This is a genomic window from Streptomyces sp. NPDC048353 (assembly GCF_055587165.1).
Genome location: NZ_JBVJGU010000008.1, coordinates 194,568 through 212,279 on the forward strand (window position 1 = coordinate 194,568; position 17,712 = coordinate 212,279).

General features: G+C 72.8%; 16 protein-coding genes and 1 pseudogene. 10 read left to right on the forward strand and 7 right to left on the reverse strand.

What is annotated here, in order from left to right; translation table 11 throughout:
* Positions 1–90: 90 nt before the first annotated feature.
* The gene (locus ACZ6RC_RS27050) at positions 91–3,099 is read left to right on the forward strand and encodes a S53 family peptidase (RefSeq protein ID WP_469587851.1); all 3,009 of its coding nucleotides are present in this window, start codon (positions 91–93) and stop codon (positions 3,097–3,099) included.
* Between the two features lie 69 nt (positions 3,100–3,168).
* Here ACZ6RC_RS27050 and ACZ6RC_RS27055 read toward each other — a convergent pair whose 3' ends face one another.
* Both ACZ6RC_RS27055 and ACZ6RC_RS27060 read right to left on the reverse strand, forming a co-directional pair.
* Complete coding sequence (locus tag ACZ6RC_RS27055) at positions 3,169–3,819, reverse strand: YdcF family protein (RefSeq protein WP_469587854.1); 651 nt, start codon at positions 3,817–3,819, stop codon at positions 3,169–3,171.
* A complete protein-coding gene (locus ACZ6RC_RS27060) occupies positions 3,816–4,604 on the reverse strand; it encodes a GntR family transcriptional regulator (protein ID WP_469587857.1) in 789 nt (262 codons plus the stop codon). The genes ACZ6RC_RS27055 and ACZ6RC_RS27060 overlap by 4 nt, the downstream gene beginning before the upstream one ends.
* Before the next feature lie 506 nt (positions 4,605–5,110).
* Here ACZ6RC_RS27060 and ACZ6RC_RS27065 point away from each other — a divergent pair.
* Both ACZ6RC_RS27065 and ACZ6RC_RS27070 read left to right on the forward strand, forming a co-directional pair.
* Positions 5,111–5,533: an ATP-binding protein gene (locus tag ACZ6RC_RS27065; protein WP_469587860.1), complete on the forward strand. Its 423-nt coding sequence runs from the start codon at positions 5,111–5,113 to the stop codon at positions 5,531–5,533.
* A 195-nt stretch (positions 5,534–5,728) separates the two neighbouring features.
* Positions 5,729–5,836: pseudogene (locus ACZ6RC_RS27070) on the forward strand (DUF6879 family protein); the annotation flags it as partial.
* A 32-nt stretch (positions 5,837–5,868) separates the two neighbouring features.
* Here the strand turns inward: ACZ6RC_RS27070 and ACZ6RC_RS27075 are convergent.
* Positions 5,869–6,720, reverse strand: a complete 852-nt coding sequence (locus ACZ6RC_RS27075; protein ID WP_469587863.1) for an EamA family transporter — start codon at positions 6,718–6,720, stop codon at positions 5,869–5,871.
* On the reverse strand, positions 6,717–6,911 hold the full coding sequence (locus ACZ6RC_RS27080; RefSeq protein WP_469587866.1) for a hypothetical protein: 195 nt from the start codon (positions 6,909–6,911) through the stop codon (positions 6,717–6,719). Before ACZ6RC_RS27080 ends, ACZ6RC_RS27075 begins: the two co-directional genes overlap by 4 nt.
* 286 nt (positions 6,912–7,197) lie before the next feature.
* Between ACZ6RC_RS27080 and ACZ6RC_RS27085 the strand changes: the two genes are divergently transcribed.
* Complete coding sequence (locus ACZ6RC_RS27085; protein WP_469587868.1) at positions 7,198–7,929, forward strand: alpha/beta fold hydrolase; 732 nt, start codon at positions 7,198–7,200, stop codon at positions 7,927–7,929.
* A gap of 169 nt (positions 7,930–8,098) precedes the next feature.
* Here the strand turns inward: ACZ6RC_RS27085 and ACZ6RC_RS27090 are convergent, their stop codons facing one another.
* A complete protein-coding gene (locus tag ACZ6RC_RS27090; protein WP_469587873.1) occupies positions 8,099–9,739 on the reverse strand; it encodes a penicillin-binding transpeptidase domain-containing protein in 1,641 nt (546 codons plus the stop codon).
* 175 nt (positions 9,740–9,914) lie between these two features.
* Between ACZ6RC_RS27090 and ACZ6RC_RS27095 the strand changes: the two genes are divergently transcribed.
* Complete coding sequence (locus ACZ6RC_RS27095) at positions 9,915–10,385, forward strand: nuclear transport factor 2 family protein (protein WP_469588120.1); 471 nt, start codon at positions 9,915–9,917, stop codon at positions 10,383–10,385.
* A gap of 42 nt (positions 10,386–10,427) precedes the next feature.
* Here the strand turns inward: ACZ6RC_RS27095 and ACZ6RC_RS27100 are convergent, their stop codons facing one another.
* Together ACZ6RC_RS27100 and ACZ6RC_RS27105 are read right to left on the reverse strand one after the other, a co-directional pair.
* Positions 10,428–10,955, reverse strand: coding sequence for a GNAT family N-acetyltransferase (locus tag ACZ6RC_RS27100; RefSeq protein ID WP_469587876.1), 528 nt, complete (start codon positions 10,953–10,955; stop codon positions 10,428–10,430).
* Positions 10,956–11,041: 86 nt separating this feature from the next.
* Positions 11,042–12,784 (reverse strand): dolichyl-phosphate-mannose--protein mannosyltransferase, encoded by a 1,743-nt coding sequence (locus ACZ6RC_RS27105; protein WP_453617405.1) that lies wholly within the window; start codon positions 12,782–12,784, stop codon positions 11,042–11,044.
* Between the two features lie 52 nt (positions 12,785–12,836).
* Here ACZ6RC_RS27105 and rsmI point away from each other — a divergent pair, with 52 nt between their 5' ends.
* The 5 genes from rsmI (at position 12,837) to rsmA (ending at position 17,709) form a co-directional block, all read left to right on the forward strand.
* Positions 12,837–13,724 (forward strand): 16S rRNA (cytidine(1402)-2'-O)-methyltransferase, encoded by an 888-nt coding sequence (gene rsmI, locus ACZ6RC_RS27110; protein WP_391145683.1) that lies wholly within the window; start codon positions 12,837–12,839, stop codon positions 13,722–13,724.
* A gap of 139 nt (positions 13,725–13,863) precedes the next feature.
* Positions 13,864–14,406 (forward strand): hypothetical protein, encoded by a 543-nt coding sequence (locus ACZ6RC_RS27115; protein ID WP_469587882.1) that lies wholly within the window; start codon positions 13,864–13,866, stop codon positions 14,404–14,406.
* Positions 14,407–14,565: 159 nt separating this feature from the next.
* Positions 14,566–15,435, forward strand: a complete 870-nt coding sequence (locus ACZ6RC_RS27120) for a TatD family hydrolase (protein WP_453617401.1) — start codon at positions 14,566–14,568, stop codon at positions 15,433–15,435.
* A gap of 139 nt (positions 15,436–15,574) precedes the next feature.
* Entirely contained in the window at positions 15,575–16,852 is a 1,278-nt protein-coding gene (locus ACZ6RC_RS27125) for a ubiquitin-like domain-containing protein (RefSeq protein WP_453617399.1), read from the forward strand.
* On the forward strand, positions 16,849–17,709 hold the full coding sequence (gene rsmA / locus ACZ6RC_RS27130; protein ID WP_469587886.1) for a 16S rRNA (adenine(1518)-N(6)/adenine(1519)-N(6))-dimethyltransferase RsmA: 861 nt from the start codon (positions 16,849–16,851) through the stop codon (positions 17,707–17,709). The genes ACZ6RC_RS27125 and rsmA overlap by 4 nt, the downstream gene beginning before the upstream one ends.
* The last annotated feature ends 3 nt before the right edge of the window (positions 17,710–17,712 follow it).

Genomic DNA, 17,712 nt, shown 5'->3' on the forward strand with positions numbered 1-17,712 from the left:
CACCCGCACACCGTGCGCGCGGCCGCACCCTTCCGCGGTCTCACCTTGCCCTCGCGGCCCCGACGACGGGGATCGTGAGAGGGAGTGTGCATGGGCCGAACCGCCCGTGAGAAGGCATGCAGATGGGGCGCGGCAGCCGTCGTCGCCCTGGCCGTCACCGCGACCGGGATGCCGGCGTCGTACGCGGCCGGCACGGACGAGCCCGCCCCGCAGCGGGTCGGCTCCGCGCCGAAGGTCCCGCGTGACGCCGTCCGCCAGGCGGACCCGGCGGCGGACCGGACGCTCGACCTGAGCGTCGTCCTGGAGCCGCGCGACCAGGCCGCGCTGGATCGTTTCGTCGCCGGGGTCTCCGACCCGAAGTCGCCGCTGTACCGCCAGTACCTCGGTACGGGCGAGTTCGCGACCGCCTTCGGCGCCGACCCGCGCGCGGTGGCGAAGGTCCGCGCGGAGCTGGAGGCGAAGGGGCTCACCGTCGGCGAGCTGGAGGCCGACGGCCTCACGCTGCCGGTGACCGCGACGGTCGGCGAGGCGGCGGAGGCGTTCAAGACCGAGTTCGACGGCTACCGCCTGGCGAACGGCGTGACGGGCGTGACCAACACCCGCGCCCCCGAGTTCGGCGGCGAGGCGGCGGCCGCCGTCCGCGCGGTCGTGGGCCTCAACACGCTGTCGACGTACGAGCCGCGCCACACCGGCGGCGCCCAGGGCAAGCCCCGCAAGCAGCAGACGGCCGAGGCCGGCCAGGGCGCCCGTCAGCCGCGGCTGACCGGGACGACGCCGACCATGTGCGCCGGCATCCGGGACCTGTACGCCACCGCCGGCCCCGGCTACCCGGCGGCCTACGACAAGCAGGACTACTGGAGCGCCAGGTCCCTGGCGGCGCAGTACAGCATGGCGGACCAGCCGAACGTGCAGAACGGCACCACGATCGCCGTGTACTCGCTGGAGAACTACGACCTGCGGGACATCGCGAGCTACCAGGCGTGCCACGGCACGAAGGTCCCGGTCAGCTCCGTCCGCGTCAACGGCGGCCCCTCCGAGCCCGCGGGCATCGAGACCGGTGCCGGTCTGGAGACCGCGCTGGACGTCGAGACGATCATCGGTCTCGCCCCGCAGTCGAAGATCCTCGTCTACCAGGGTGAGAACACCTGGGAGGACGGCACCGACGTCTTCCAGCGGATCGTCAACGACAACCGCGCCAAGGTCGTCTCGGTCAGCTGGGGCAGCTGCGAGCTGTACACCCCGCAGGCCGTCCTCGACCGCGAGGAGCTGATCTTCCAGCAGGCCGCCGCGCAGGGCCAGACCATCGTCGCCGCCTCCGGCGACAGCGGCTCCACCGGCTGCTACTACGGCGAGCCCGACTCCAACGCCTCCACGCTGTACACCGACAACCCGGCGTCCTCGCCGTACGTCCTCGGCGTCGGCGGCACCACGATGCGCGGCTCGATCACCGGCCAGACCACCTGGACCGGCTCCGGCGGCGGTGTCTCCCGCCTCTTCGAGGTGCCCACCGACGGCTTCCAGACCGGCCGGACCGGCGCGGGCTACGGCGACCTCTGCGTCGCCGGAGCCGGCAACGCCTGCCGCCAGGTCCCGGACGTCGCCGGCGTCGGCGACCCGAACACCGGCTACCCGGTCGCCTTCGGCCGCGAGGCCGACGGTCTGCAGTACTGGAACATCATCGGCGGCACCAGCGGCGCAGCCCCGGTCTGGGCCGCGCTCATGGCGCAGGCCAACCAGGACCTCGCCTGCCAGGCCAACGGCTCGGTCGGCTACGTCCACGAGGCGCTGTACAAGCTCCCGGCCACCGCGTTCCGTGACGTGACCACCGGTCACAACAACCTGACCGCGTCCGGCAACTACAGCGGCCTCTACAAGGCCGGCGCGGGCTACGACCTGGCCACCGGCCTCGGCGCCCCGAACGGCCGCGAGATCGTCAAGGGCCTGTGCCAGGCGGTCCCGCAGTCCCCGGCGGGCACGTTCGACGCCCTTCCGCCGAGCCGGGTCCTCGACACCCGGTACGCCATCGGCCGCCCCGGCACCACGCCGGTCGCCGCCAACGGCACGGTCAAGCTGAAGGTCGCCGGCAACGGCGGCGTCCCGGCCGCCGGCGTCACCGCCGTCGTCCTGAACGTCACGGCCGTCTCGCCCTCCGCGACCGGTCACCTGATCGCGTATCCGAGCGGCACCACCCGTCCGACCTCGTCCAACATGAACTGGCTGAAGGGCCAGATCGTCCCGAACCTGGTGACCGTCCCGGTCGGCAAGGACGGCTCGGTCGACCTCTTCAACGCGGGCGGCGGCACGACCCACTTCGTCGCCGACGTCTCCGGCTACTTCTCCACCGGCACCGCCGGCAGCACCTACGTGCCCAAGGGCCCGTCGCGTGTCCTGGACACCCGCAACGGCACCGGCCGCCCGGGCACCGCGCCCGTCGCGGGCAAGGGCACCGTCTCCCTCAAGGTCGCGGGCGCCGCCGGCGTCCCCGCCGAGGGGGCGACCGCGGTGGTCCTCAACGTCACCGCCACGGCGGCGGCCTCGACCGGCCACCTGATCGCGTACCCGAACGGCACCGCCCAGCCGACCGCGTCGAACATCAACTGGCTCAAGGGCCAGACGCGTCCGAACATGGTCGTGCTGCCCATCGGCACCGACGGCAAGGTGAACCTGCACAACGCCGGCCTCGGCACCGTGCACTTCATCGCGGACGTCTTCGGCTACTACACGGCCACCTCCGACGGGGGCACCTTCCACACCGCGGGCCCGAGCCGTCTCCTCGACACCCGCTACGCCCTCGGCACGGCCCGCAACACCCCGGTCCCCGGCGGTGCGAACCTCATCCTCAGCCTGAACGACGGCCACACGCTGTCCAAGGCGAAGGCCGTGGTCCTCAACGTCACCGTGACCGCCCCGACGAGCAACGGCTTCCTGACGGTCTGGCCGGACGGAACCCCGCTCCCCAACGCGTCCAACCTCAACTGGACGAAGGGCGCGACCGTGGCCAACCTGGTCACCGTCCCGGTCGTCAACGGCAAGATCGCCTTCCGCCCGAACGCGGGCAGCGCGCACGTGATCGCCGACCTGTTCGGCTACTACTCGTAAGCGCACCGGAAGAACGCGACGAGGCCCCGGTTCCCCCGCTCACGCGGGGGGACGGGGCCTCGTCGCGTGTCAGGCGCCGACCGGACGGCCCGTGAACCCCTGGTCGCGGAGGCGGTCGTAGGCCGCCTGGACCGCGTCGGGGATCTCCTGCCGGATCATGAACCCCCGTTCCGGATAGACGAGCAGCCGCTGGTGCGCCCCGACGAGCATGTCGAGGACGAGTCGAGGGTCCCCGATCGAGTCCGCGTACTCAGCGAGATCCATGGGGGAGGAGGCGCTGACGACCTCCACCTCCGGCCACAGCTTCCGGGCGGTCGCGTACGCCCGGCGCTCCTCGTACGGCTTGCTGACGAGCAGGACCGACGACACGTCGACACCGTGCTCCTCCAGCAACGCCCGCGAGAACCGGACGTTCTCCCCGGTGTTGCGCGCCCCCGGCTCGACGAGGACGGCGTCCGCCGGCACCCCCGACTCCAGTGCCCGTTCCCGGTAGTGCTCCGCCTCCCCCCGGGGCATGCGTTCCCGGGTCGTCCGGCTGGTGGCCCCGGTGAAGACGATCAGCGGGAACATCCCCCGCCGGTAGAGCCCGACCGCCACATCGGCGACCCCGAGATCGTGACTCCCGAGCCCGATGCCCACGGAGCAGGGGCGCGGCTCATGCCCCATCCGCTGGAAGTCCCAGAGCAGCCGGGCGTCGGACCAGGACGGGGCGGAGATCACGAGGGCTCCTTTCGAGCGGTGTCGGGTACCTCGAAGTCGTACGTCCACGCAAACCTCGTGGCGGCGTGGACTCCTATGGCGAATTCCACGACGGTGCCGTCGGCCGTGGTCGCGGTCCTGTGGAGCTCGACCACCCACTCGCCCGGTGCCAAGCGGAGCTGTGCGACTTCCTCCGGCTTCGCCGCCCGGGCGAACAGTTCCTCTCGTATGTGGTCGATCTCGTACCCTGCTTCGAAGAGCACCCGGAAGCCGCCGCCCCTTCCCGCCGGCCCGGGCGTGGGGTCGACGATCCGCGTACCTTCGACGTGCGCGGGGAGGTAGTAGCTGGTCAGAGTATGTGTCGGGTCGTCACCCTCTTTGACCAACCGGGCGCGGGCGTAGACTTCGGCGCCTTCCGGCAGACCGTACGCCGATGCGACGACCGTGGGTGCGGTCACGAGGCTGACGGTCTGCGTCTGGTCGCCTCTCCGGTGCGCCCGGCCCGAGGCGATGCGGTCCGCGATGAACGCGACTTCGTCCCCGTCACGCCACTTCGCCTTGTCGTACCGGGCGATACCGAGCCGCTTCAGGGGCGCCTGCTGTCTCACGACGGTGCCGTGACCTCGGGACGAGGTGACCAGCCCCGCGGCCTCCAGTGCCTTATAGGCCGCATGCACCGTGGATTTCGATCCCTCACCGGCCTCCACCAAGTCTCGGATGTGCGGAAGCCGCTGGCCGGGGGCGTACTCGCCGTTGCTGATGCGCTCGGCCAGGCTGTCTGCCAGCTCCCGCCATTTGGCTGCCATGCATGCGCTCCTCTCCCTGAACCCAAGTCAACCACAGTCCCAGGACTGTTGACACGCTCAAGACCGTGCGCCATCGTGTGGCGGCGGAGCGTAGTCCTGGGACAGCGCCCTGTGATGACGCAGTACCCCCGCGACCGAGCGACCGGTCCGGGGGCATGGCCAACGCGCACAAGGAGCGTCGACGTGATCAACCCTATCCTCCGCCTGGTTGCACTGGCCCTGGGGCTGTTACTGCCGCCGTCGGGCCGCCGTCGGTCGGCTGGGAATCAGCCCTTGCCCGTAGCGCTCCTCCGCACATGCGGCGGAGCTGTGGCGACGGCCCCTCGCCGCCCCCGAGTTCCTCTGCTCCGGGGCGAGGACAGTCGTCTTGTACGTCCCTACCTTGACGTCCACGAAGTCTCCCGGCAGCGAAGCCGAACGCAGCGGCAGCGGCGGCGGGCTCTGTGGCCGGCCGTCCACGGCGTCGACGTAGGGCCACGGTCGATCCATGGTGTGGAGGTGGCCTGATGGAGTCCGCAGGGACGGCCCCGCGGGACGGTGGCACCGTCGTCCTGCGCTGGGCCCAGACCGCACGGAGCGTGCCACGTGCCCGCCGGGAGCTGCGACGGACGCTGGCTCGGTGGGAGTGGGGGGCCGTCGAGGACGCGGCTTCGCTCGTGCTTTCCGAGCTGCTGACGAACGCCGTACGCCACGGCCGGGTGCCAGGCCGGGAGATCGAGACGCACTTCGCCCGCGTGCCGGGCGCGTTGCGCATCGAGGTCCACGACGCATCCGAGCGGCGGCCGTTGATGGCGCTGCCGGTCGACGGCGCCTGCGGCGGCTGGGGGCTTCCGCTGGTCGACACCCTTGCCGCGAAGTGGGGCATCGACGACCGCCGTGGCTCCGGCAAACTCGTGTGGGCAGAGCTGTCCGTGAGCGGTGCGCCGTAGTGACGTGACCGTGCGCCACGGAGTCTCGCCCTCCGCGGCCACGGTCAGCCCGAACCGTTCGGGCCCGGGGCGGCCATGCAGGGTCCACCACGCGCAGGCCGTTTCCACCTCGTCCCACAGGCGCCGGGGCCCCCGACGGTGAGGCCATCGTCAGGATCCCGTCCCGCACGATTCCGTTGATCAGGGAGGCATGTGATGCCGTCGAGCGTGCCCGGCTTCGGTGAGCTGCTCGGCCGGTGCGAGCGGTCCGCCGTATACCTGGAGCTGCGCGATTCCTACGCCGCCACGGACCGTTTCGAAGCGTGCTGCCGGGCGCGGCCCGGTCGGAGCCGGACTCAGGACGTGTGCAGCATCAGCCCGATGCCCACCACCATCAGGCCCGCCGCCGCCACCCGGGAGCCGCCGAAGCGTTCCTTGAAGAAGAGGGTGCCGATCGCCGCTCTCACGATGATCGAGGACTCGCGCAGCGCCGCGATCGGGGCCAGGGCCGCGCGGGTCTGGGCCCAGAGGACCAGGCCGTAGGCGGCGACCGAGAGGGCCGCGCCCAGGAGGCCGCGGGCCGCGTGCGGGCGGAGTTGGGGGAGGAGGGCGGAGCGGCGGCGGTAGAGGGCGTACGCCGGGATCGCCAGGCCCTCCAGGATCATCAGCCAGGCGATGTAGCCGAGCGGGGTGCCGGAGGCGCGGACGCCGACGCCGTCCACGACTGTGTAGCCGGCGATCGCCAGGCCCGTGGCGCCCGCGGCGAGCAGGGCCGCCCAGTCGGGGCGGCGGCCCGAGCCCCGGATGCCCCAGAGGGCCAGGCCCGTCAGCCCCGCGCAGGCGAACGCGACGCCCGTGAGCTGCCATCCGTCCGGGATCTCGTCGACGAAGACCGCGGCGAGCAGGGTCACCGCCAGCGGAGCCGTACCCCGCGCGATCGGGTACATCTGGCCGAAGTCGCCGAGCGTGAACGACCGCATCAGCAGGACGTAGTAGCCGACGTGGAGCACGGCGGAGGCGGCGAGGTACGGCCACGCGCCGGCCGCCGGCAGCGGTGCGAAGAAGGCGAGGACCGTGCCGATCAGGGCGCCGCCGCCCGCGATCAGCGTGAAGGAGAGCAGCTGGTCGCGTATGTGGTGCGCGATCGCGTTCCAACTGGCGTGCGTCACGGCGGCCGTGAGCACCGCCGCCGCGACCAGCGGGGTCACGCGGCCCGCCCGCGGACGGGCGCGACCCGCACCCGGATCGCCGCCGCCCGCACCACCTCGTGGTCCGAGACAGCGCGACCGACGGTCTCGGCGGCGGTGCGGCCCTCGTCCGGGAAGCGGCGGATCCCGACGGCCGGGCCCCGCTCTCGCGGGGCCTCGGCGGCGAGGACGTGCGCGGTCGATGTGGTCATGCCCCGCACCGTACCGGTACGTGTATGAGCCACGCGACCGGCTGAGGGCCGCGCGACGTCGTGAAGGCCTCCGACCTCGTCATGCCGCGCCCCTCGTGGCCCCCCGGCCGTCTCCCGGACCCGCCTGCCGCCCCGGACGGGATGACGGTCACGCGTCACCCGGCACAGCTCCCGGACGGCGCGTCACACGGTGACCGAGCGTCCTCGCCGGTCAGCGGCTCCGCCTCTCAACGCCGGTGGCCCGCCGGTAGAGTCGGTTCGAGGACCGTGCTGATCTGGGGGATTCATGACTGCAGCGGGTGCGCCGCCCATTGTCTTCGTACACGGGACGCGGTTCAGCGCGGGACAGTGGAGCCCACAGCTCGCCGCACTCGCCGAGGAGTTCCCGGTAGCCGCTGTCGACCTCCCGGGCCACGGTGCCCGCTCCGCTCAACCCTGGAGCCTGAACGCGGCGACGGAGATCATCGCTTCCGCGGTGGACTCGCTCGACCGTGGACCGGCGCTCGTCGTCGGGCACTCGCTCGGTGGATACGCCTCGCTGGAGTTCGCGCGGCGCTGTCCCGAGCAGCTGCGGGGGCTGGTCCTCGCGGGGGCCAGCGCCTCGACTCGTGGCCCGTGGGCAACTCCGTACCGGTGGGTCGCCGGGCTCGTCCCTCGTCTCCCGGCGGACCGGTTGGCCCGATGGAACGACCGGTTGTTGCGCCGGCTCTATCCTCGCGAGGTGGTGGAGGCGACCATCTCCTCCGGCTACGCGTTCCACACGCTGCCGGCTGCCTGGGGTGAGGTGCTGGGCCGCTTCGACGCGGGTGCGATGCGTCATGTGGACGCTCCTGTGCTGATCTTGAACGGCGAGAAGGACACGGTCTTCCGCTCCGGCGAGACGGACTTCGCCCGCGCGCATCCGCACGCCCGCGTCGAACTGATCCCGCGGGCAGGACATCTCGCGAACTTCGACGATCCGGACGCCTTCACCGACGCTGTCCGTCGCTTCGCGCGGCAGCTGCCTGTTCTCGACTGAGTTCGCCGCCGGAGTCGGGCCCCTCTGGGCTGCCTGAGCGGGACCGCGAACGCTCGGGCCGACCTGAGGTTGTAGGGGGACCGCGAACGCTCAGGCCGACCGATCGTGCGCTCACCCCACCGACTCCGGCACCGCCAGGATCACAACGGCGCACGCTAGTCGACATGCCCTAGCGGGCCTTCAGCACGCTCGCCACGATCGGTCCGGCCGCGTCCCCGCCGTGGCCGCCCGACTCGACCGCCGCGGCGGCCGCCAGGTCGTCGGCGAAGCCCGCGAACCAGCTGTTGGAGGAGGCCGCCGCGTCGACCTCCGCCGAACCGGTCTTGGCGCCCTTGTCCCCGCCCACGCCCGCCATCGCGCGGGCGCCCGTGCCCTCGCCCCGCGCGGCCGCGCGCATCAGCTCGCGCAGGGTCTTGCCGACGGAGCCGGGCAGCGGCTCGGCCTTCGCCAGCTCGCGGCCGTCCAGCTCCTTGGCCACGATGATCGGCTGCCTGAAGGAACCGTTCTTCGCAGTCGCGGTGATCGAGGCGATGTTGAGGGCGTTCATGGTGATCCTGCCCTGGCCGATGTACGAGGCGGCGGTCTCGATGCCCGTCGACGGCGGAACGGACCCGTCCTGCGAGACCACGCCCGTCTTCCACTCCAGGCCGATGCCGAAATACGTGCGGGCCGTGTCGCCGAGCGCGGTGCCGGCCTCCGCGCCGAGCGGCTTGACGGGCTTGATGAAGGTGGTGTTGCAGGAGCGGGCGAAGGCCCGCTGGAGGGTGGTGCCGGAGGGCAGGGAGAAGTCGTCGAGGTTGTGGAAGGTCCGGCCGTCCCAGTCGACGGTCGACGGACACTCGACCGTGCTCGACGGGCCGTCGACCAGACCCCGCTCGAGCATCATCGCGGCGGAGACGATCTTCATCGTGGAGCCGGGCGCCTGCCGCCCCTCAAGGGCCGCGTTGAAGCCGTCCGCGCGGTTGTTGGCGACGGCCCGGATCTCCCCGGTGCTCGGCTTGATCGCGACCACCGACGCCCCGGCGTACCGTTTCACCGCCCGCTCGGCCGCCGCCTGGACGCCCGCGTCGAGGGTCGTCCTCAGCTCGCCCGGCTTGCCGGCGGCGAGAGTCAGCAGGGTGGTGGCGGGAGCGGTTCCCCCGGCGCTCTCGATCCAGGTCTCGACGCCGGGTTCGCCGCCGGCCCTGTCCCCGTACCGCTCGCGCAGCTGGTCCAGGACCGGCCCGAGCGAGGGGTACTTCTCCGGTGTCAGCTCCACGCCCCGGCGGTCGACGGCCTTCACGGCGGCGGTCTCCGCCTCGCCGGTCCGCAGCGTCGCACCCTTGGTCAGCTTGGGGTGGATGACGGACGGCTTCCAGTCGACCAGCGGCCGGCCGGTGCTCAGGCCGCGCACCACGGTCAGCTCCGAGGCGTACGTCCAGGGCTTCGACCGCCCCTCGTACGTCACGGTGGCGCTGACCGTGAACGGCACCCGCGCGCCGACGGCCACGCCGGGCGTGATGACGGCCCGGGAGACCTTCGCCCCCTCGCGATGGTTGATCACGGCAGGACCCGCCTCGACGGGGTTGTTGGTCGCCTGCCCCGCCCGCTCGGACTCTCCGGCGGCCCAGGCGGCCAGGAACTCCTCGGCCGTGTTCGTCACCTCCTCGCCGGTGACGGGGCCGGACCGTTTCTCCTGGGGCGCCGACCGGGACGTCGTCTCCGCGCCCCCGCTGATCCCGCTCCAGAGGTTGTAGCCCCCGTACCCCACCCCGCTCGCCACGACGACGAATACGCCCCCGACGATCGCGACCTTCACCCCGCTGCGCATGGCTGCGCCTCCCCTCCCCCGGCGATCCCCCCAACCTAGGTGACAGGTGTGACCACGGGGATGCTTGTTACCGTTCCGCGATCCACTCGCCGAGCCGCCCCGGCGGGGCTACGTTCGACGTGTGGACGCCACACGACCCCCGGACCCGCCGCCTCCGGACGAGGGCGATGCCCCGATGGAGGCTCGTACCGACGCCCGGACGGAGGCCCCTTCCGGCGCCCCGGCCGGCCCCCGCCCCGCAGTTCCGCCGGACCCCCGTCCCGATGCCCCGACGGAGGCCCGTTTCATCGCCCTCGCCGAGGAGTGGGCCGAGGCCATCACCTCCGACGACGCCGACCGCATGGGCGCCTTCATGGCCGACGAGTGGGTGATCGTCTCCGAGTCGGGCATCGCGACGAAGGAGCAGTTCCTCTCCTTCGTCTCCTCCGGGGACCTCACCCACTCCGCCATGGATTTGATCAGTCCGCCCCGCGTCCGGGTCTACGGCGACACGGCGGTGTTCACCGGCCGGGTCACCAACACCGCCCACTACCGCGGCGAACGCCACGACGCGGACGAATGGACCACGGACGTGTTCGTACGACGGGACGGCCGCTGGCGGTGCGTCCTGAGCCACATCACCCCGGTCGCCCCCGAGGAGCCGTGACCACCGGGCCTCCCCGCCCCGCCGGCCCGGCTCAGGGGCGGGTCAGTCGCCGAGGATCCGCTCCCACAGCAGGCCGTCCCGCCAGCTCCCGTCGAGGAAGATCGAGGAGTGCGCGACGCCGTACGGGGTGAACCCGTTGCGGCGCAGGACCCGTTGCGACGGAAGGTTCTCCAGATTGGTGGACGCCTCGGCGCGGTGGAGTCGGAGTTCGTCCCGCATCACCCGGAGCACGAGCTCGACGGCCCGCCCGGCGTGCCCCTGGTTCTGGGCGACGCTCGCGATCCAGTATCCGACGGAGCCGCGGCGCAGGTGCGGCTGCGGCAGGATGCCGCCGACGGTGACCTGCCCGATCACCTGATCGTCGGCGAGCACCACGCCGGGCCACACGGTGCCGGCCCGGTGCCCGGCCAGCAGGCCGTCGATACGCTCCGCCTGGCCCTCGGGCGTGAAGAAGCCGGCGGGCTGGGCCGGTTCCCACGGCCGGAAGGCCTCCACGTCACGCACCCGGTGCGCGGCGATCGGGGCGGCATCGGCGGGCTCTATCAGGCGGATCGCGGTGCTGCTGCGCATGGGCTGATCCTCGTCACGGGGCGTCGGCTGGAACGGCCACGCTATGCGAGACCCCCCTCACCGCCCCACCCCCGGCCCGCCGGCTCTCAGACCCACGTATCCAGCCACATCCGGCCGCGCCATTGGTCCATCGGAATCGACGTCCCCGTATAGATCGGCCAGAAGTAGATGAAATTCCAGACGATGAGCAGAACGAGAACTCCCGCCCCCACCGCACCGAACGTCCGGCGTCTTTCCGAGGAGCCCGGGGGCCCCACCATCGCGCCGATCATCATCGTCACCGCGAGGCACAGGAACGGCACGAACACCACCGCGTAGAAAAGGAAGATGGTGCGTTCCTGATAGAGGAACCACGGCACCCAGCCCGCCGCGATGCCGCAGGCGATCGCTCCCGCGCGCCAGTCGCGGCGGAAGAGCCAGCGCCACAGGACGTAGAGGATCGCGAAGCACGCCGCCCACCAGAGCAGCGGGGTGCCGAGGGCCAGGACCTCCTGGGCGCACTTCTCCGTGGCGTCCGCGGGGCAGCCCGCCTCGCCGGGGGAGGGGCTTTCGTAGAAGTACGAGACCGGGCGGCCCAGGACGATCCAGCTCCACGGGTTCGACTGGTACGTGTGGTGCGAGGTCAGGTTGACGTGGAAGTCGTAGACCTCGGTCTCGTAGTGCCACAGGCTCCGCAGCCAGTCCGGCAGCCACGACCAGAAGCCGCCGCCCGTCAGCTTGTCCTGCTCCGCCGCCCAGTTGCGGAAGTAGCCCTTGTCCGAGGCGATCCACCCCGTCCACGAGGCGATGTACGTGAGGACCGCCACCGGGACCACCGAGACGAACGCCGGCACCAGGTCCCGCTTGAACACCGCCTGGTACGGACGGACCGCACCCGCCGTGCGCCGCCCGCCCGCGTCCCACAACACCGCCATCAGCCCGAACGCGGCCATGATGTAGAGGCCGTTCCACTTGGTCGCGAAGGCGAGGCCCAGCATCACCCCCGCCGCCAGCCGCCACGGCCGCCACCCGAGCCGCAGCGTCTCGGCGACCGTCGCGTCCGGCCGCAGCCCGCCGTCCTCGCCCGTCGGCAGCGCCGCCGCGAGCCGTCGCCGTGCCCAGTCGCGGTCGGCCAGCAGACAGCCGAAGGACGCGAGCACGAAGAACATCAGCACCTGGTCCAGCAGCGCCGTCCGGCTCATCACGAAGTGCAGGCCGTCCACCGCGAGCAGCGTGCCCGCCAGACAGCCCAGGAACGTCGAGCGGAACAGCCGCCGCCCGATCCTGCAGAGCATCAGCACCGACAGCGTGCCGAGCAGCGCCACCATGAACCGCCAGCCGAACGGCGTGAAGTCGAAGAGCTTCTCGCCGACGCCGATGACCCACTTGCCCATCGGGGGATGGACCACATAGCCCGGATCCGTCGGGATCAGGACCGAACCGGGGTCCTTCAGGACCGTCTTGTCGATGTCCTTCGGCCATGCCCCCTCGTACCCCTGGTTGATCAGGGCCCAGGAGTCCTTCGCGTAGTACGTCTCGTCGAATATCACCGCGTGCGGCTTGCCGAGGTTCCAGAACCGCAGCACCCCGGCGAACAGCGCCACCAGCAGCGGACCGCCCCAGCCGGCCAGCCGCCACAGCCGGTCCCCGCCGCCCGGGGAGATCCCCAGGAGCGACCAGGTCCGCCGCGAGGGCCGGGTGTACGGCGGTACGAGACGCTCCCGCAGCCCGTGCCCGGCGGCGCCCCCGGCCAGGGGCGTGTAGCCGAAACGCCGCAGGCGCTGCTGCCACGGCGGGGGCTCTTCCACGGCGTGCGGACCCTGCAGGGCCTCAGGTGCGGTACTGGTCACCGCGCCATCGTAGGGAACGCGCCTGTGCGAGTCGCCTGTCCGGGCTGCGAGGATGACCCGTGTGACAGGAACGCTGGTACTTGCAGGGACACCCATCGGGGAGATCGCGGACGCCCCGCCGCGGCTCGCCGCCGAACTGGAGACCGCCGACGTCGTCGCCGCGGAGGACACCCGGCGGCTGCGCGGCCTGACCCGCGCCCTCGGCGTGCACACCTCGGGCCGGGTCGTCTCCTACTTCGAGGGCAACGAGTCCGCCCGTACGCCCGAGCTGGTCGAGGCGCTGACCGGCGGCGCGCGGGTGCTGCTGGTCACCGACGCCGGCATGCCGTCCGTCTCCGACCCCGGCTACCGCCTGGTCGCCGCGGCCGTCGAGGCCGGCATCAAGGTCACCGCCGTCCCCGGCCCCTCCGCCGTGCTGACCGCGCTCGCCCTGTCCGGGCTGCCCGTGGACCGCTTCTGCTTCGAGGGGTTCCTGCCCCGCAAGGCCGGCGAGCGCCTCGGGCGGCTCCGCGAGGTCGCCGACGAGCGGCGGACCCTCGTCTACTTCGAGGCCCCGCACCGGCTCGACGACACCCTGGCCGCGATGGCCGAGGTCTTCGGCGCCGACCGGCGCGCCGCCGTCTGCCGGGAGCTGACCAAGACGTACGAGGAGGTCAAGCGCGGGGGCCTGGGCGAGCTGGCCGCCTGGGCCGCCGACGGCGTACGCGGCGAGATCACCGTCGTCGTCGAGGGCGCCCCGGCCGCCGCCCCCGCCGAGCTCGGTCCCGAGGAGCTGGTCCGCAGGGTGCGGGTGCGCGAGGAGGCGGGGGAGCGGCGCAAGGAGGCGATCGCGGCCGTCGCCGCCGACGCCGGCCTGCCCAAGCGCGAGGTCTTCGACGCCGTCGTCGCCGCGAAGAACGCGGCCGCGTCAAGCCCTCCGGACGGTAAAGGTCTATCGTGAAAGGCAAAGCCAAACCCGCGCGGCGGGCCTCCTGAGGGCCTTCGGGCAAGGGAACGCCAAAGAGCTTTCCATTGTTCGACCGGCGCTGATGCGCTCCGGCCCTGAAAGGCGTCCACTGAATCAGTGGAGAGGAGCTGGCATGAGCGAGATCACCGGCACCGGCATCACCGTCGCGCATGAGGCATACGCATTCGCGTGCATGCGCTGCGGATACGGCTGGGAGCAGGCGTACGACATCGAGCACCACGTCGACGCCACCGGCCAGGAATTCGTCGTCTACAAGGCCAACGGGGAGCGGGTCGCGTCACCGTTGTCCAGTCCCACCTGTGTGAACTGCGGCGGACACGTCGTCCGCATCATGCGCGCGGGGCAGGTGTCCTCGGTGCTCGACTCGTGGGAGCAGGCCCACCACCGGGACGAGACCAGGGCCGGCCGGCGGGTCGCCCCCGCGGGACCCATCGGCCTGGCGGGCCCGATCGGGCAGGACCTGGAACGGACCGGCCGCGCCGGGCGTACGGAACGGGCCGGCCGGCCGGGACGGGACGCTCCGGGGCCGGTCCGCGCGGAGGCGCACGAGGAGCCGCTGCGGCCGGCGGAGCTCCCGGACCCGGGGGCCCCCGAGGAGCCCCGCCACCGGCGCTTCTCGGACCTGTTCCACCGCAAGCCCCCGGCTGCCTCCTGACGGGCGGTCCGCCACCCCGGAGCCCGGGCGGGCCACCCGCCGCCGCCTCCCCGCCGGCGGGTGCCTCCCGGCCCCCGGGAGCCACCGCATCCCACCGCACCCTGCTGTGCCGTCCCGGGCCGCCGTGAGCGATCACCCGGCCCCTCGTACGATCGGGGCATGAGTTCCAAGGACGCCCCGCCGCCCCTGCCCGAGCCGCTTCTCGTGCCGGTGGCGGACTCGCACACCCACCTGGACATGCAGTCCGGCACCGTCGAGGAGGCCCTCACCAAGGCCGCCGCCGTCGGTGTCACGACCGTCGTCCAGGTGGGCTGCGACATCAAGGGCTCCCAGTGGGCCGCCGAGACCGCCGCCGCACACGACAACGTGCATGCCGCCGTCGCCCTGCACCCCAACGAGGCCCCCCGGATCGTCCTCGGCGACCCCGACGGCTGGTCCCGCCAGGGCGCCCGCGAGGGCGGCGGGGACGCGGCCCTCGACGACGCGCTCGGCGAGATCGACCGGCTCGCCGCCCTGCCGCACGTCCGCGCCGTCGGCGAGACCGGTCTGGACTTCTTCCGCACCGGGCCGGACGGCGTCGCCGCCCAGGAGCGCTCCTTCCGCGCCCACATCGAGATCGCCAAACGGCACGGCAAGGCCCTCGTCATCCACGACCGGGACGCCCACGCCGACGTCCTGCGGATCCTCGACGAGGAGGGCGCCCCGGAGCGGACCGTCTTCCACTGCTACTCCGGCGACGCCGACATGGCCCGGATCTGCGCCGCCAAGGGCTACTACATGTCCTTCGCCGGCAACATGACGTTCAAGAACGCCCAGCCGCTGCGCGACGCCCTGGCGGTCGCCCCGGCCGAGCTCGTCCTGGTCGAGACGGACGCCCCGTTCCTCACCCCGGCGCCCTACCGAGGGCGTCCCAACGCGCCCTACCTGATCCCCGTCACCGTCCGCGCGATGGCCGCCGTCCGCGGGACCGGCGAGGACGAACTGTGCGCGGCGATCGCCGTCAACACCGCGACCGCCTTCGACTACTGACCCCGGCGGCCCCCCGACGGCACCCCTGGCTTCGCCTGTCGAACGCCGGGCCGGTGCCGATCACCGATCGGTAACGGTTACGTTTCGTGGTCGAGGCGCTTTGGAGAGTGACCGTCGCTGCCGCTAGGGTCCCGGCCTCGTGAGCACCTCGCAGGGAAGCCACCGGGCCGCGCGCGGCGGACGCCGGCCGGACATCTCCCTCCATGAGCAGCCGACCGTGGTGGCGCCCCTCGTGCCCGGCCAGGGCCCGGCCCCCGCGCCCCCGCCGGCGACCCGGGCCGAGGCGCGGCGGGCGTCCCGCCGCCGCAAGGCCGCCCCGCCCGCGGGCGACGGCCTGCGGCGGATCGTCCCGCAGGCCCTCGTCGTCGCCTTCCTGGCCGGCGGCACCAGCGCCTTCGTCGCCAGCGACAAGGCCGTCCGGCTCTCCGTCGACGGGGTCCCGCGCACCCTGCACACCTTCGCCGACGACGTCGACGAACTCCTCGCCGACGAGGGCCTCGCCGTCGGCGCCCACGACATCGTCGCCCCCGCCCCCGGCGAGGAGCTGGCCAGCGGCGACGAGGTCGTCGTCCGGTACGGCCGGCCCGTCGCCCTCACCCTCGACGGGCAGCGCCGCCAGGTGTGGACCACGGCACGCACCGTCGACGGCGCCCTGCGCCAGCTCGGGGTCCGGGCCGAGGGGGCGTACCTCTCCGTCTCCCGCTCGGCGCCCATCTCCCGGCGGGGCCTCGCCCTGGACGTCCGTACCGAACGCACCGTCACCTTCCTCGCCGACGGCCGCGAACGGACCCTGCGCACCAACGCCGCCACCGTCCGCGAGGCCGTCGAGCAGGCCGGGATCACCCTCTCCGGCCAGGACACCACCTCCGTACCGCCCGACTCCTTTCCGCGCGACGGTCAGACCATCACCGTCATGCGGATCACCGGCGGCAAGGAGGTGCGGGAGGAGGCCGTCCCGTACGCCGTGGAGCGCGTCCGCGACCCGGACCTGTTCGCGGGCACGGAGGTCGTCGAACGGCAGGGCGTGCAGGGCGTGCGCCGGGTCACGTACGCGCTGCGGACCGTCAACGGCGTCCGGCAGAAGCCGAGGAAGATCGGCGAGGAGATCGTCCGGGCGCCCGTCACCCAGCAGGTGAAGGTCGGCACCCGCCCGCTGCCCGCCTCGGTCGCCGGCGCCGACGGGCTCGACTGGGGCGCTCTCGCGGCCTGCGAGTCCGGCGGGCGGCCGAACGCCGTCGATCCGTCGGGGACCTACGGCGGGCTCTACCAGTTCGACCCCGGCACCTGGCGCTCGCTCGGCGGCAGTGGGGTCGCCCAGGACGCGTCCGCCTCGGAACAGACGTACCGGGCGAAGAAGCTCTACGTGCAGCGGGGGGCGAGTCCCTGGCCCCACTGCGGCCGTAGGCTGTACCGGTGAGCACCACCGATCCCGACGCCCTCCTCGGCCCCGCCGACATCCGTGAACTGGCAGCGGCGCTTGGCGTACGCCCGACCAAGCAGCGCGGCCAGAACTTCGTCATCGACGCCAACACGGTCCGGCGGATCGTCCGGACGGCCGAGGTGCGCCCCGACGACGTGGTCGTGGAGGTGGGCCCGGGACTCGGGTCGCTGACCCTGGCCCTCCTGGAGGCCGCGGACCGGGTGACCGCCGTCGAGATCGACGACGTGCTCGCCGGGGCGCTGCCCGCGACCATCGAGGCCCGCCTGCCGCGGAAGAAGGACCGCTTCGCGCTGGTCCACTCCGACGCCATGCACGTCCAGGAGCTGCCGGGGCCGCCGCCGACCGCGCTGGTCGCGAACCTTCCGTACAACGTGGCCGTGCCCGTCCTGCTGCACATGCTCGACCGCTTCCCCTCGATCGAGCGGACGCTGGTCATGGTGCAGGCCGAGGTCGCCGACCGGCTCGCGGCCCGGCCCGGGAACAAGGTCTACGGCGTGCCGTCGGTCAAGGCGAACTGGTACGCCGAGGTGAAGCGGGCGGGCTCCATCGGCCGCAACGTCTTCTGGCCCGCGCCGAACGTCGACTCCGGCCTGGTCTCGCTGGTGCGCCGCACGGAGCCGGTGGCGACCACCGCCTCCAAGGCGGCGGTCTTCGCGGTCGTCGACGCGGCCTTCGCGCAGCGCCGCAAGACCCTGCGGGCCGCGCTCGCCGGCTGGGCGGGATCGCCCGCCGCCGCCGAGGAGGCGCTCGTCGCGGCCGGCATCTCGCCGCAGGCGCGCGGCGAGGCGCTGACGGTGGAGGAGTTCGCACGGATCGCGGAGGCGAAGAAGTGACCG